The 13,438-nt window shown below is 61.7% G+C and carries 12 protein-coding genes and 2 pseudogenes; 7 read left to right on the top strand and 7 right to left on the bottom strand.

The window, feature by feature from the left end:
• Positions 1–93 precede the first annotated feature (93 nt).
• Entirely contained in the window at positions 94–1,281 is a 1,188-nt protein-coding gene (locus tag ACSVDO_RS26380; protein WP_489597570.1) for an MFS transporter, read from the top strand.
• Between the two features lie 534 nt (positions 1,282–1,815).
• On the opposite strand, the gene ACSVDO_RS26375 is transcribed toward ACSVDO_RS26380, so the two are convergent.
• From ACSVDO_RS26375 to ACSVDO_RS26360, 4 genes are read right to left on the bottom strand one after another with little or no spacing between them, the layout of a single operon-like run.
• Positions 1,816–3,051, bottom strand: a complete 1,236-nt coding sequence (locus ACSVDO_RS26375; RefSeq protein ID WP_489597569.1) for an alpha-hydroxy acid oxidase — start codon at positions 3,049–3,051, stop codon at positions 1,816–1,818.
• Between the two features lie 7 nt (positions 3,052–3,058).
• The gene (locus ACSVDO_RS26370; RefSeq protein WP_489597568.1) at positions 3,059–4,045 is read right to left on the bottom strand and encodes a tripartite tricarboxylate transporter substrate binding protein; all 987 of its coding nucleotides are present in this window, start codon (positions 4,043–4,045) and stop codon (positions 3,059–3,061) included.
• A 50-nt stretch (positions 4,046–4,095) separates the two neighbouring features.
• Entirely contained in the window at positions 4,096–5,130 is a 1,035-nt protein-coding gene (locus tag ACSVDO_RS26365) for a hydroxyacid dehydrogenase (RefSeq protein ID WP_489597567.1), read from the bottom strand.
• On the bottom strand, positions 5,130–5,807 hold the full coding sequence (locus tag ACSVDO_RS26360) for an RraA family protein (RefSeq protein ID WP_489597566.1): 678 nt from the start codon (positions 5,805–5,807) through the stop codon (positions 5,130–5,132). Before ACSVDO_RS26360 ends, ACSVDO_RS26365 begins: the two co-directional genes overlap by 1 nt.
• A gap of 125 nt (positions 5,808–5,932) precedes the next feature.
• Here ACSVDO_RS26360 and ACSVDO_RS26355 point away from each other — a divergent pair, with 125 nt between their 5' ends.
• Positions 5,933–6,631 carry a GntR family transcriptional regulator gene (locus ACSVDO_RS26355; protein ID WP_489597564.1) on the top strand — a complete coding sequence of 233 codons (699 nt, stop codon included), beginning with the start codon at positions 5,933–5,935 and terminating at the stop codon, positions 6,629–6,631.
• Positions 6,632–6,749: 118 nt separating this feature from the next.
• Here the strand turns inward: ACSVDO_RS26355 and ACSVDO_RS26350 are convergent, their stop codons facing one another.
• Positions 6,750–7,658 (bottom strand): LysR family transcriptional regulator, encoded by a 909-nt coding sequence (locus ACSVDO_RS26350; RefSeq protein ID WP_489597562.1) that lies wholly within the window; start codon positions 7,656–7,658, stop codon positions 6,750–6,752.
• A 127-nt stretch (positions 7,659–7,785) separates the two neighbouring features.
• On the opposite strand from ACSVDO_RS26350, the gene ACSVDO_RS26345 reads away from it, so the two are divergent.
• From ACSVDO_RS26345 to ACSVDO_RS26330, 4 genes and pseudogenes are all read left to right on the top strand, one after another.
• On the top strand, positions 7,786–8,538 hold the full coding sequence (locus tag ACSVDO_RS26345; RefSeq protein WP_489597900.1) for an SDR family oxidoreductase: 753 nt from the start codon (positions 7,786–7,788) through the stop codon (positions 8,536–8,538).
• A gap of 196 nt (positions 8,539–8,734) precedes the next feature.
• Positions 8,735–9,196: pseudogene (locus ACSVDO_RS26340) on the top strand (IS66 family transposase); the annotation flags it as partial.
• On the top strand, positions 9,193–9,774 hold the full coding sequence (locus ACSVDO_RS26335) for a plasmid pRiA4b ORF-3 family protein (protein WP_489597560.1): 582 nt from the start codon (positions 9,193–9,195) through the stop codon (positions 9,772–9,774). The pseudogene ACSVDO_RS26340 and the gene ACSVDO_RS26335, both read left to right, overlap by 4 nt.
• A 119-nt stretch (positions 9,775–9,893) precedes the next feature.
• The gene (locus ACSVDO_RS26330) at positions 9,894–10,334 is read left to right on the top strand and encodes an integrase core domain-containing protein (RefSeq protein ID WP_489597558.1); all 441 of its coding nucleotides are present in this window, start codon (positions 9,894–9,896) and stop codon (positions 10,332–10,334) included.
• 266 nt (positions 10,335–10,600) lie between these two features.
• Here the strand turns inward: ACSVDO_RS26330 and ACSVDO_RS26325 are convergent.
• Both ACSVDO_RS26325 and ACSVDO_RS26320 read right to left on the bottom strand, forming a co-directional pair.
• A pseudogene (locus ACSVDO_RS26325) lies at positions 10,601–10,771 on the bottom strand (IS5/IS1182 family transposase); the annotation flags it as partial.
• 79 nt (positions 10,772–10,850) lie between these two features.
• Positions 10,851–11,426: a hypothetical protein gene (locus tag ACSVDO_RS26320; protein ID WP_489597556.1), complete on the bottom strand. Its 576-nt coding sequence runs from the start codon at positions 11,424–11,426 to the stop codon at positions 10,851–10,853.
• Between the two features lie 295 nt (positions 11,427–11,721).
• On the opposite strand from ACSVDO_RS26320, the gene ACSVDO_RS26315 reads away from it, so the two are divergent.
• Positions 11,722–13,425, top strand: a complete 1,704-nt coding sequence (locus ACSVDO_RS26315) for a ShlB/FhaC/HecB family hemolysin secretion/activation protein (protein ID WP_489597554.1) — start codon at positions 11,722–11,724, stop codon at positions 13,423–13,425.
• Positions 13,426–13,438: the final 13 nt, after the last annotated feature.

The following is a 13,438-nucleotide window of genomic DNA, read 5'->3' as shown; positions in this document are numbered from 1 at the left end:
CAGCCCACCACTTGCATATGCGCGGGTTTTGCTGCCAGCGGGGATCTGGCTCGATTGCCAGGGCCCTCATCACGCCATCTCAGATTGAACCCCTTGAACGATTTCTCATTTCGCAAGATCGCAGTCGCCGCGTTCGGCCCGGCGCTGCTGTTTGGCATAGGCGACGGGGCCATTCTTCCCGTCGTCGTGCTGCTGGCCAGGGAGCTGGGCGCATCCATTCCCATGGCTGCGCTGGCGGTGACGTTGATCAGCATCGGCTGCGTGCTCAACAACATTCCGGCTTCGCTGTTCACCGCGCGCTGGGGCGAGCGCAGCGCGATCGTGGTTGCCGGGCTGTGGAGCGCGCTTGGCATGGCGGTCTGTTTCTTCGCGACGCATTTCGGCGTGTTTGCCCTGGGCTGCTTCATGATGGGCATGTCGCAGGCCATGTACAACCTCGCGCGCCAGAGTTACATGACCGAGGTGGTGCCCTTGAGCCACCGCGCCCGCGCGCTCTCGGCGCTAGGCGGAGTGGTGCGCATAGGGAGTTTCGTCGGGCCGTTTCTCAGCGCCGCGGTGATCTACTTCCACGGCCTGTCCGCGGCCTTTGCTGTAGGAATGGTGGCGGCACTTTCGGCCGCAGCCCTTGGTTCCCGGATTCCGGACCTGCCCGGCCACCAGCGCCAGCCATCCGCGCAGACCGCAAAGCCGGTCTCGTTGCTGTCGACCATTGCCGACCACCAGCGCGTTTTTCTGACGCTGGGCCTGGCGATCTTGCTGGTCGGCGCGGTGCGCGCGTCGCGCTCGGTCGTCCTGCCGCTGTGGGCTGACCACCTGGGCCTGGGCCCCACCGCAGCCTCACTGCTGTTCGGCGTGGCCGGCGGCATCGAGACGCTGGTGTTCTATCCAGCGGGCAAGGTGATGGACGTCAAGGGCCGCCGCTGGGTCGCGTTGCCCGCGATGCTGTTCATGGGTGCGGGCATGCTGCTGATGCCGCTGACCGGCAGCCTGCCGGCCCTGCTGCTGGTGGCCATGCTGATTGGCTTTGGCAATGGCATCAGTTCGGGCATGAACATGACCTTGGGCGCCGATCACGCGCCGGTGCAGGGAAGGTCGTATTTCCTCGGGGTCTGGCGTCTGCTGGCGGACATCGGCGCTACCGCCGGGCCCGCGCTGCTGTCGCTGATTGTCTCCGCAGCGTCGCTCGCGACCGGTATTGCCGCCATGGGCGCCCTGGCCGCGCTGGCTGCGGCATTGCTGCACCGGTGGATTCCTGCGCAGGGAGCGGCGCCGCCGAGCTAGGGGCGAACACGTGATCAAGTCCGGGGACTCGCAAATGCCGGGTTGGCACTGTGGAGCTCTAAAAGCCCTGTTCTTCGCGAGCGCGCCATAGGCCGTCCTGATTCCATGCGCGGCCTCGCGAAGCCGGGCTGGTGATGGGGGCGGTGGCCACGGCAGCCTGAATCGATGCTTGGATCAGGCGTTTGTTGGGCGCGCAGAATTCGCTGCCAAGTTCGGTTGCGCTCGGCCTATGTCAACCGCAGGCGCGCACTGACGCAACGGCTGCAGCAGCAGCAGTGCGTGGCGTTGATCGATGCGCCGGAGCGGGGTCAAGAAGGCGGTCGCCGGTACGCTGGCGATCATGCCCGGTGAGGCGCAGGTCTTCGTGCCGCAATAGCCCTGCTCGAATGTTTGGGCAAGGCAATCACCTATGTCGGCCCGGTGGGCGCGGGGCATGAACAACTATGTCTTCGCGGCAGCGCTGCTGGCCCCAGCGGGACAGATAGAAACTGCGCATTGCGATCAATTTGGACTGACAACGTCGTCTTCTGGCGATCAGGCCTCCAACAAGCAGTCCCTTTCCAGGTCCTGCAGCGACGACACGCCCAGCATCGCCATGTCGCGCGAGGTCTCCTCGCGCAGGAGTGAAATGGCTTTGCGCACGCCGGATTCGCCCGCGACGGCGGCTGCGTAGTTGAAAGGCCGGCCGATGAAGACGAACTTCGCGCCCATGGCGAGTGCCTTGAGCACGTCGGTGCCGCGCCGAAAGCCACTGTCGATCATCACCGCCACTTCGGGACAGGCTTGCACGATGCCGGGCAGCACCCGAAGGGGCGACACGGTACTGTCAAGCTGGCGGCCTCCGTGGTTCGATACGATGAGACCATCGGCCCCGGTCTCCACCGCCAAGCGCGCATCCCGGACATCGAGAATCCCCTTGATGACCAGCTTTCCCGGCCACATCGCGCGGACCATCCGAATGTGTTGCCAGCCGAGGTGACCACGATCGGAGAAATCGCGCAATACGCTTGTCGAGAGGATGGGCGCGCCTCGCCGTGCATGGTTGTTCTCGAAATGCGGCATGCCGTGGCGCATGATCGTATTGAGGAAGGTACCGAACAGCCACCGCGGATGTGTGAGTCCCTCCCAGGCCAATGCCATGCTCGGCCGAAGCGGCGTAGAGAAGCCGGCCCGAATGTTGTTTTCGCGATTCGACGCAATGGAGGCATCGAGCGTCACCACCAGGGTTCCGAAGCCTGCGATCTTGACGCGCTCGATCAGTGCCACGATTTCGTCTTCCGTGCCCGGGAGGTAAGCCTGGAACCAGGCGTGGGGGTTCGCTTTGATGATCTCTTCCATCCGGATGAGCGAGGAGCCGCTCATCACCATCGGAATGTTCTCGTGCGCCGCCGCCCGCGTGAGCACCAGATCCCCGCGGTAAGCCGACAGAGCGCAGATGCCCATCGGCGCGATCCCAATGGGTGCCGACCAAGTGCGGTCGAACAATTTTGTCGCTGTGGAGCGCTTCGATGTATCGGCCAGAACTCTTGTCACGAACTCGAATGCTTCGAACGCTCTCGCATTCGCCCTCAGCGATTGATTGCGCTCCACCCCGCCTGAAACGTACGCAAACACCGGTGCTGGCAGGTGTCGGCGTGCTGCAGCTTCGAAGTCGTCCAGGGAAAGAACATGGCCCAACCGTGCCGGAAGGACAATCGGTTTGCCGAAGCGGGTTGTTGCCGCGGCGTGGGCCTGCCGGTCCACGTCGCTTGCTGAAGTTTCGGGCTGCATCCGCTACTTACTTTTCGCCCCAAGGCATCACTTGCCAGAGCTGCCTGAAACTGGCCTCGGTGTCTTTCAGTTCTGCCGAGTAGGCTTGAGGTTCAAGATAGCGCAGGGGTGCGAAGTAGCTCGCCGCTTTGGCTTGAAATTCCGGGTCTGCGGCGGTCTTCTTCAGTGCGGAGGTAAGCTGCTCGCGCACCGGTGCGGGCAAGCCTTTGGGCGCTGCGAAGCCGCGCAGGGACGCCATGATGATGTCGTACCCCTGTTCGCGCAACGTCGGCACGTCCGGAGCTACGCTGCTGCGCTTGGCACTCATTTGGCCGAGCTGGCGAAGCTGGTTGCCGCCTTTCACCGCGGCGAGCGCCTCGCCGATGTTCATGACAGCGATCGTGATCTGTTTGCCCACCGTGGCATTGAGGACCTCGGCGGCACCTTTGAATGGCACATGGTTCATCTTGATCCCAGCCGCCTTTTCGAGCTGCAAGGCCGCAAGATGGTCGTCCGAGCCGACCCCGGTGGTCCCGTAAGACACCTCGCCAGGATGCGCCTTCGCATACGTGACAAGGTCCTTGAGCGTCTTGAATTCACTATCAACGCGCACCGAGATGTTGTCGGGATCGTCGACAACATTGCCCAGCAGGTCGTAGTCCTGCCAGTGGAAGTTGGACTTTCGTTCGATCGGAATGGTCAGAACATTGGGCGTGTTGATCATGCCGATCGTGTAGCCGTCTGCTGGAGCGCGCGTGAGCTCGCTGAAGCCGATCCCACCGCCTGCGCCTGGGCGGTTGATGACCGTGATGCTCGCGTTGTGGCCAAGATGCTTGGCCATGTATTGCGCAACCAGCCGCGCGATGACGTCGCTGCCCCCTCCGGGAGCGTACGCCACTATCATCTTGATCGGTTGTTCGGGATAGGCGGCGAACGCCATGCCAGGGGTGGCGGCGACAGTGGACAAGACCAGGGCCGGTACGAAGCGGCGCAGGAGAGCGGTGATGCGTTGCATTTCAGCAGTCTCTTTCGGGAACGGTAAGTTGAGAAGGAAGTCGGCGGGATTCAGCCCAAGATCTGCGCGCGACGCTTCTCGTAGGCAGGCAAGGCTTCGGGATTGATGAGGCGGGGAGGGCGTTGTCCGGCCAGCAGATCTACGATCTGCTGCGCGCTGATTGCAGCGACATTGCCGCGCGATTCGTGGGTGACACCCGCCACGTGGTAGGTCGCGAAGACGGTGTCCATGCCTAGCAGCGGGTGGTCCAACGGTGGCGGCTCTTGGTCCCACACGTCCACGCCGGCGCCGGCCAAATGCCCAGACCGCAGTGCCTGTACCAGCGCCGCTTCGTCGTGGATGCCGCCACGCGCTGTGGTGATGAAGATCGATCCCTTTTTCATGCGGCCAAAGGTGTCGGCATTCATGAGCTTCATGGTGCTCGCATCTCGCGGGCAGTGCAGGGACACAAAATCCGATCGCGCAAGAAGTTCATCGAAGGACACAGGCTGAGCACCGCGACGGGTGATCTCTTCTTGGGACAGGAAAGGATCCGTGGCGATGACCTCCAGACCGAAGGCGCGCGCAAGGGCTGCGACCCGCGAGCCGATGTGGCCGATTCCCACCAGTCCTATCGTCTTGCCGCAAATTTCGTGACCCATCACGTCCTCGCGGGAGTAGCCGATCTCGCTTCGCATGCGGCGGTCGCCCTCGATCATGCGGCGAGAAACGCCGAGGACCATCGCGAGCGTGTGCTCGGCCACGGAAATTGCGTTGCCGCCGGCTTGATTGACAACCAGCACACCAGCTTTTGTGCATGCGTCGACGTCCACCGTGTCATAGCCAGCCCCTCCGGCTGAAACACACAGCAGGTCAGGGCAACGGGCAAGAAGCTCGGCGCGGGCAAAGAACTCCTGAGGCAGCTCATCCTTTGCGGCGGAGATGTGATAGACGTGTGCGGCGGACAGCATGTCCCACGCAGCCGCGCTGTTGCCGCGCACCGGGAAAATTCCCAGTGCAATGTCGCGCTCGCTGGCCAGACGCTCGTCGAACGCCGGTGCGATCCACAAGTCGGAGCGAACGACCCGCTTTTGAAGCTTGGACATCACACAGCCTCCGGGTTGCAGCCGATGCGCTTGAGCGTTGCATCGATCCACGTCGTATCGAGCTGGCCCGCCGCAATGTCGGCCAGCATCTTTCTTTCGGCTTCCATCTTTTTGTGTGTTGCGGCCAGCACTTGCTGCGCATCGTCGAAGGGGATGCAGAGCAGCCCGTCCGCATCGCCCACAATCAGGTCGCCGGGCAGAATCACCATCCCGTCGATGGCGATCGGCACGTTGATTTCGCCAGGGCCGTCCTTGTATGGTCCGCGGTGCGTGACGCCCGCGGCGTAGAGCGGGAATTCGCCCTGACCGATCTCCTTGGAGTCCCGGACGGCACCATTGAGCACTATGCCGGCTACGCCGATCTTCACCGCGGTAGCAACCATGATTTCGCCGAAGAGGGAGTTGGTCAGATCTCCTCCCGCATCCACCACGATCACGTCACCCGGCAGGGCCATGGTGAGCGCTTTGTGGATCATCAGGTTGTCTCCTGGGCGGCACTTCACGGTGAGTGCGGGGCCAGCGAGAGCGCCGCCTTTGTGCATGGGGCGAAGGCGAGGGCCACCTGCCGTCATCCGGGTCATGCAGTCACTGATGTTGGCGACCGGCAGGCCGCGGAAGGCGTCGATGAGCCCTACTGGGACTTGGCGACGGCGTTTGAAGATTTGAAGTCCGAGCATAGGATTCTGTTTGTGTTGAATTGGGTTGCGTTGGTTGAAATGTACAATGTAAAAACAAAACAGCAAGACTTTGGCACTAGGGGTTATCGATTAATAAGGCGAGCTTTCGCTTTGCAAAGTGCAAGATGAACAATATCAAAACAATTAAAGCAAGTGCGGCCGAAAAGGCCTATGAGGTTCTGCGCCAGCGGGTGGTCGGTGGCGGTTATGCTCCGGGTGAGCAGTTGAAAGAGGAGCACATCGCGCGTGAACTGGCGATCAGCCGCACGCCGGTGCGTGCTGCCCTGAAGCGCCTCATCGACGATCGCCTGGCCACGGCCGACCCGAATCGGGGCGTTCGGGTGGCCGAGTGGACTGATTTCGACATCGAGGAGACCTTCGACTTGCGCGGCTTGCTCGAATCGCATGCCGCCGAACTGGCTGCCCGTCGCGGCGGGGCCGCCCTCGCTGACGTACTGGACGATCTCAATGGCCAGATGGAGCGCGCGATCCACAAAGGCGGAGATGAACTACCCGAGCGACTGCAGGAAAACAATGCCCGATTCCACCGAGCGATCCTGGACGCGAGCGGATCGCCACGCCTGCACTCGATCCTGACGTCGCTGATCGACATGCCAATCGTGCTGCGATCGCACTTCATCAGCACGCTGCAAGACAAGCTGCAGAGCCTGAGCCACCACCGCGACCTCGCCGCGGCCGTCAGGGCGGGTGACGGCGAGCTCGCAAAACAGGTGATGCGACTGCACTTGCGGGTGGCGTCGCACCGCTTCAGGCGCCAACGGGAGGCGCTCAAGCCTGTGGGAACCGGCACCGACGGCTCATGATCCCGTCGCTGATTCCTTCAAGCCGCGCCGGTTCGGTCACCACTGAATTTTTGACGCAGTTACGCCTGCAGTGGTTAAAGCGGAACTTCCTCAGGGGGTCACGTTTTATCGTGTCGTCTTATAGGGGCGGCGCAGGGGTGCCGCCATTCAAGGCTGGAATCTTTGAAAACACGTCAGCCATGAAATCCATGAACACGATAGCCCGCGTGGGGAGCAGTCTATTGGCGACATAAACCATCTGCACGGGGACAGGGGGAGCCGCATGCTCGGTGAGAATGAACTGCAATCTCCCGCTGGTCAGCCCGCCCTCGAACAGCCACGCAGGTCCATGCGCCACACCCAGGCCTGCCGCGACCGCCGCACTCACAGCGTCGGGCGAGTTGATCCTGAGCCTGCCGGAAACTGGAATGTCCGCGTCCCGGAATCGCCAGGTCGCCCCGGACGACAGCAAGGTGTAGACGATGCAATCGTGGTCGCGTAGATCATCCGGGGTCTGCGGAACTCCGCGTTTGGCCAGGTAGTCCTTGCTGGCGACGAAGACCCGGTCGTACCACCCAAGAGGCCGGGCGCGCAAGCTGCTGTCCTCCAGCTGTCCTATGCGAATGGCGAGTTCGGTGCCTTCATTGACCAGGTCTACGTATCGATCGTTGAGTTGGAGATCCAGGATCAATTGAGGGTAGCGCGCCAAAAAGGCCGGCACATGCGGCAGCACAAACGCGTGTGCGAGAGCTGTCGGACAGGCTACGCGCAAAAGTCCCGATGGCTCGACGTTGTTCCTGAAGCACGATTCGGACTCATCCACCGCATCCAGGATGCGCCGGATGTCCGCATAGTAGCGTTCACCCTCCGGCGTCAAGGAGAGCTTGCGCGTGGACCGGTGGAGCAAACGCGTCTGCAGATGATCCTCCAGAGCCGCTACATAGCGGCTTACATTGGGTTGCCCCAACCCTAGATCGCGCCCTGCGGCCGAGAAGCTCCCCGTTTCTACAGCACGCGCGAAGCATGTCATCCAAAGAAATCGGTCCACTTCTTCACCTCAATTCATGCCTGATCTGCATGAATTATATGCAAATAGGCAGTCTTATTGGATTCGAGGCATGAGCGCATATTTCCCCATGTCGACCGCAGTGGTCGTCATTCACCGGAGAATTCAAATGTCGCGCTTGCAAGGTAAACGTACTCTCATCACTGGTGGCACCAGTGGCATCGGGCTGGAAACGGCAAAGCAGTTCCTGGCGGAGGGGGCTCGCGTGATCGTGACGGGTGTCAACCCCGATTCGATGGCAAAGGCCCAGGCCGAATTGGGCCCGGAAGTGCCGGTGCTGCGCGCCGACTCGGCCAGCGTCGCAGCCCAAAAGGAGCTGGCACAAGTCATCAAGGAACACTACGGCCAACTCGACGTTGCCTTCCTCAACGCCGGCATCTCCGTCTGGCGGCCCATTGAGGAGTGGACGGAAGACATGTTCGACCGCATTTTCGACATCAACGTCAAAGGGCCGTACTTCCTGATGCAGGCGCTGTTGCCGGTCTTCGCAAATCCTGCTTCCGTCGTGTTGACTACTTCCGTAAGCGCGCATGCAGGCGCGGATCGCTCGTCCGTGTATGCCGCAACGAAGGCCGCATTGCTGAACATGTCGAAGACGCTCTCGACCGAATTGCTGGGCCGTGGCATCCGTGTCAACGCAGTGAGCCCCGGCCCCGTCGAAACTCCGCTTTACGACAAGGCCGGTATTCCGCAAGCTTATCGCGAGCAGATCAACAAAGCGATCACGGCAACCATTCCGTTGGGCCGCTTCGGTACCGCCGACGAGGTGGCCAAAGCCGTGCTGTATCTGGCATCCGACGAGTCGCGCTGGACGGTCGGCTCCGAAATCGTCCTTGACGGCGGCCGCCTGCTGAATGGCTAGGCGCGCAGCTCGAGAATTGCGCGAATCCAACATCGACTGGGCTGAGTTGATCAGGTACTGAACGCCCGCCTCGGCACTTGGCGTCGAACCAGTCCAATCCAGACGGTGCGAACAGCGGTACGCGGGAAACTTCTGCCGCTGTTTCCGTTAAGTTAACCCTCCAGGGCCAGCGTTATGTGGTGCACCGCATAACGGCGGCTACAAGGCGTTGATCTCCAGAGGAGAGACCGAGGTCGGCTGCCTGGCGCACGCCCGGCGCAAGTTCTTCGATCTGCATGCGGCGAGCAAAAGCCAGATCGCCGGCTTCGCGCTGGAGCAGTTCGCCAAGGTCTACGACATCGAGCGCGAGATCAAAGATCTGAGCGCGGATCAGCGCCAAGCGATCCGGCAGCAGCACACCAAGCCATTGCTAGCGGCTCTGCCCGAGTGGATGCTACTACAGCGGCAAAAGCTGCCCGACAGCTCGGCCACGGCCAAGGCGCTGGATTACAGCCTGCGGCGTTGGACTGCGCTGACGCGCTTCGCAGATGACGGGCAGCTACCCCTGGACAATAACTGGATAGAGAACCAGATCCGGCTGCCCACGCACAGGGCCAGCCGGATGGAAGAATTGTTGCCCCATCGTTGGCACTGGGACGCTGCGATACTTTGTGGATGAGCACCAAGTACCAACGTACCCAACCCAAGCGCGTTTACCAGCTACGCGTTGAGCTTCAGCACATCGCTCCCCCAGTGTGGCGGCGTATCCTTGTACCTGACAGCGTCAAGCTGGCGAAGCTTGACCGCATCGTGCAGGCAGCCATGGGCTGGACCAACAGCCATCTTCATGACTGGAACATAGAGCAGCAACGCTACGGTGTCCTCGACAAGGAGTGGGTCGGCAGCGACGACATGCTCGATGAAAGAAAGTTCACCGTTGGCGGCGTCCTGGGTGAACAGGTCCAGACCTTCGCCTACAACTACGACTTCGGCGATGGATGGGAACACATCATCACCGTCGAGGAGTGCATGCCAGTGCAGGAGGGCCGTAACGACTGGCCGCTGTGCCTGGCTGGCGAAAATGCTTGCCCGCCGGAAGATGTAGGTGGTCCGCCCCGCTACATGGACTTCCTGGAAGCCATGCACAACCCCACACATGAACAGCACGCTCACTATTGGCGCTGGTGGGGCGGGCCCTTCGATGCCAAGGCCTTCAGCATTAACGTAGCCAACCTCGCCATCCGCAAACTGCGCTGACCCTCTTCCTCACGTCAAGATGGGACGGCTGGATGCTTACGAAGAAGCGACTGCCTGCACGCATCAAGAGACCACGGCAGGCGGCTGCACAGCCCAACCAGGGCTGGAGTTGCGACTTCATGTCTGATGCGCTGTGGTCCGGACGGCGCTTCAGAACATTCAACGTCATCGACGAATTCAACCGCGAGGGTCTGCGCATCGAGGTCGACACCAGCCTACCTGCTGCGCGTGTCATCCGGGCCTTGAACGAACTGGTGGAGGTACGCGGTGCGCCGCTGTCGATTCGCCTGGACAACGGGCCGGAGTTCATCGCAAATGCACTGGCCAAATGGGCCCAATCTAAGAACATCGCTCTGCAACATATCCAACCTGGAAAACCGACCCAGAACGCCTATGTCGAACAATTCAACAAGGCCTACCGCACCGAGGTGCTGGACTGCTACGTATTCGAGTCGCTGCAGGAAGTGCGCGACATGACAGCCGATCGGCTGCACCGTTACAACCACCACCGCCCCCATGAATCTCTCGGCCGAATCCCTCCGGTCGAGTACCGTGTCTAACTATTTCCCAACCTCTACCTCAGACTGGCTCAGGAATTCGAGGGGGCTTCACGCTGTCAATGGCCGCAATAAGAAGCAGTCACTTGACGCCTAAGTTGGCATGCGTCAAAGCGCGAAAGGCTCTAAGGATCCTCTGTACAAATGGGCGCGAGCCATGCTTGGCCGGTGAATGTAGCGAAGGGCGCAACTGTGCGAGCTTCTGGCAGGTGTTTCAAGCGCAGTTCGCGTCCGTTTTTCCCTGTTTTGGAGCACGCATGCCCTGGCTCTTACTGCTGTCGGCGCACTATCCACAGATTGGACAGTGGAAACAGGGTGCGCAGTAGAGCGGTGTTCTTGGTCTGGCAGTGGTAACAGACCTTCACATGCCCGAACTACCATTTAATGGCTCGAAACGGGGGCTCAACCTTGGCTTGAATGCGGGCCTTGATGTGCTCGATCTAGTCGATAAATCCACAGGTTGGCTCGTGTCCTGCAGCTTGCGCAATCTCGGGTGCATTGCGATGTACCGACGCACAGTCAACGCTTGCTACTGGCCAGAATGTCCAGTCCGTAGGTCGATTTAGTGTCGTTCAGACCATTGATGGACAGAAACAGATCACCGTCTACCACCGTGTCTCCGGTGGACATGACCTTGACCCGTCGCTCGAGTTCATAGGCCAGCGTGCCGTTGCTCACGCCGACGTTGTACTGGACGCCCGTCAGGTCTAGGCTGGTGGGATCTTTGATGATCTTGGTGGGCGATAGGCCGGTCAGTGTGCTGAGCGCGCCACTGTTGTTGTCGCCAAAAGTGAAACCGATCTTCTCGTTGTTGTCTGCCACGACGCTCACCTCACAGTTGGAGGCGGAAACCGTCACCACATACTGTTTGCCCTTGCTCAGTGGCAGCGAGCTGCCGGTCGAGTAGTCGGCATTGACAAGGCCGTAGTAGCTGCCTTGCATCGCCACGAACAGGGCCTGGGCGGTGCCAGTGCAGGACGTGGCAGGCAACGACCGTGCTGTCGAGCTGCCATTTTCGCTGCCGCCGCATGCGCTCAAGGCCAGCAGGACCAAAGAGCAGAGAAGGGGCTTCATGCCGGAGCGATTGCGCTTCATGTGAGTGTCCATAGGAAATTGTGCCGCGGTCATCGCCAGCGAGGTGAGTGCGCTCGGGAAGCTTCACGGCCTCGATCACCGCTGTGAATTACAACTCTTGTGGCTCGAGGCCTACAAATTCTCTCACATTAGTTACACATCGATTCGTTTAGTGGTCGTACAAGTAAACTCCGGGAATATCCGCAGTAAAACCATGGAACCTTTTCCAAACTGCGAATTTCAACCGCACAGCCACCGTCTATCCATGCATAAATCTCCTTGCGGCCCCGCGCTGCTGTCGGCTCGTGCTCACAAGTTGAAGCTCATCACTACCGCCTTGCTGCTGGCGACGCAGGGGCCGGTTGCTTTTGCCCAGATACGCCCCGATTCGGGCAGCTTGCTTGAGGGTATCCGCCAGCCTGCCCCCCTGGTGCCTCAGCCCCCGCGTACCGTGCTGGATCCGCTGAGCCTGCCGGCTGGCAGCGTCTCGGGCTCGGCGACCATTGTGGTCCAACGTGTGGTGTTCGAAGGTGCGCATCTGATCCCCGAGAGTGAATTGCAGGAGCTGACCGCGTCACTGATAGGTGCCACGGTGTCGCTGGAGCAGCTCAATGCGATGGCCGCGCGCATCACGGCCTTGTATGCGCAGCGTGGTTACTTCCTGTCGCGAGCGCTGATCCCGCCGCAGGACACTCGCGACGGCACGCTACGTATCCGCGTCGTCGAGGCGGTCTACGGCAAGACGGATGCCTCGCTTGCCGAAGGCAGCCGGCTGGCCCCGGAAAGGGTCCAGGCCATCCTGACCGCGCAAGGCGTGGCCGCTGGCGAGCCAGTGCAGCGCGCAAGCCTTGAGCGCGGCCTGCTGCTGCTCGAAGATCTACCCGGCGTGCAGACGAGGGCCAGCTTCGCTCCAGGGCAGGGCGTAGGCACCTCGGACCTCGGCATCAATCTCCACGAAGGCCAGATGGTCTCGGGCCAAGTGGGCCTTGACAACCTGGGCGGACGCTACACGGGACGCAACCGGCTCTCGGGCGGGTTGCATCTCAAGGACCTGTCCGGCCGCGGCGACATGCTGCGCGTGAGCGGCATCAAGTCCAGCGGGCTGGACTTCCTGATGGCTGGTTACCAGGCGCCCGTGGGCCACGACGGCCTGCGCCTGGGCCTGAGCGCTTCCACGCTCGACTACAAGCTGTGCTGCTCGTTTGCACCGCTCAATGCCAAGGGCCAGGTGACTACGTTCGGCGCCAACGCCAGCTACCCATTCATTCTGAGCCAGAAGACGATGCTGCGCGGCGACTGGAACGTCGAGCGCCGCCGCTCGAACGATGACACCAGCGGAGCGGAGATCTCCAACCGCCGCGCGGATGTCTCGACCGTCTCGCTGAACTGGCAGTCGTCCGACAGCCTGGGCGGCCTTTTCACGTTGTATGGCGGCGCGACTTTCGGCAAGCTGGACCTGTCAGGCAACAGCGCCAACGCGGTGTTCGACGGCGCGACGGCGCAGACCGCGGGCCACTACGGCAAGCTGCGCGTGGCCTATGCGCGCCTGCAGAACTGGGGACCGTCGCAGCTCTTCGTGCGCCTCAGCGGCCAGGCGGCCAGCAAGAACCTGGACTCTTCGGAAAAGCTGAGTCTGGGCGGCCTCGACGGCGTACGCGCCTATGCCCAGGGTGAAGCCGCGGGCGACCAGGCCCTGCTGGCGTCCATCGAATACGGCCACGCCTTGAACCTGCCGGTGCCCGGCCGTGTGCAGGCCTCGGTCTTCATCGACGCGGGCCGCACCCAGCTCAACAAGACCATCTGGAATGGCTATCAGGGCACTCGCCTGGGCTTGCCCAACCAGTACAACCTGACCGGCTGGGGCCTGGGGCTGCGCTGGGACGCACCCAGCGGCGCCAGCGCCCAGCTGATCCTGGCTGCCAAGGCCGGCAGCAATGCCGGCGTCCAGGCCAATGGCCAGGACATCGACGGCCAGACAGGCAGGACGCGCGTGCTGCTGATGTTTGGCCTGCCGCTCTGAATCCGCTGAATTT

It is taken from the genome of Comamonas sp. DB36 (assembly GCF_057914905.1).
This window is presented reverse-complemented; position numbering and strand designations above follow the sequence as displayed.

Bases quoted from the DNA above. Each gene is read 5' to 3' on its own strand.
- ACSVDO_RS26375 (WP_489597569.1), bottom strand. From the start codon at position 3,051: ATGCAGCCCGAAACTTCAGCAAGCGACGTGGACCGGCAGGCCCACGCC.
- ACSVDO_RS26370 (WP_489597568.1), bottom strand. From the start codon at position 4,045: ATGCAACGCATCACCGCTCTCCTGCGCCGCTTCGTACCGGCCCTGGTC.
- ACSVDO_RS26365 (WP_489597567.1), bottom strand. From the start codon at position 5,130: ATGTCCAAGCTTCAAAAGCGGGTCGTTCGCTCCGACTTGTGGATCGCA.
- ACSVDO_RS26360 (WP_489597566.1), bottom strand. From the start codon at position 5,807: ATGCTCGGACTTCAAATCTTCAAACGCCGTCGCCAAGTCCCAGTAGGG.
- ACSVDO_RS26355 (WP_489597564.1), top strand. From the start codon at position 5,933: ATGAACAATATCAAAACAATTAAAGCAAGTGCGGCCGAAAAGGCCTAT.
- ACSVDO_RS26345 (WP_489597900.1), top strand. From the start codon at position 7,786: ATGTCGCGCTTGCAAGGTAAACGTACTCTCATCACTGGTGGCACCAGT.
- ACSVDO_RS26335 (WP_489597560.1), top strand. From the start codon at position 9,193: ATGAGCACCAAGTACCAACGTACCCAACCCAAGCGCGTTTACCAGCTA.
- ACSVDO_RS26330 (WP_489597558.1), top strand. From the start codon at position 9,894: ATGTCTGATGCGCTGTGGTCCGGACGGCGCTTCAGAACATTCAACGTC.
- ACSVDO_RS26320 (WP_489597556.1), bottom strand. From the start codon at position 11,426: ATGAAGCGCAATCGCTCCGGCATGAAGCCCCTTCTCTGCTCTTTGGTC.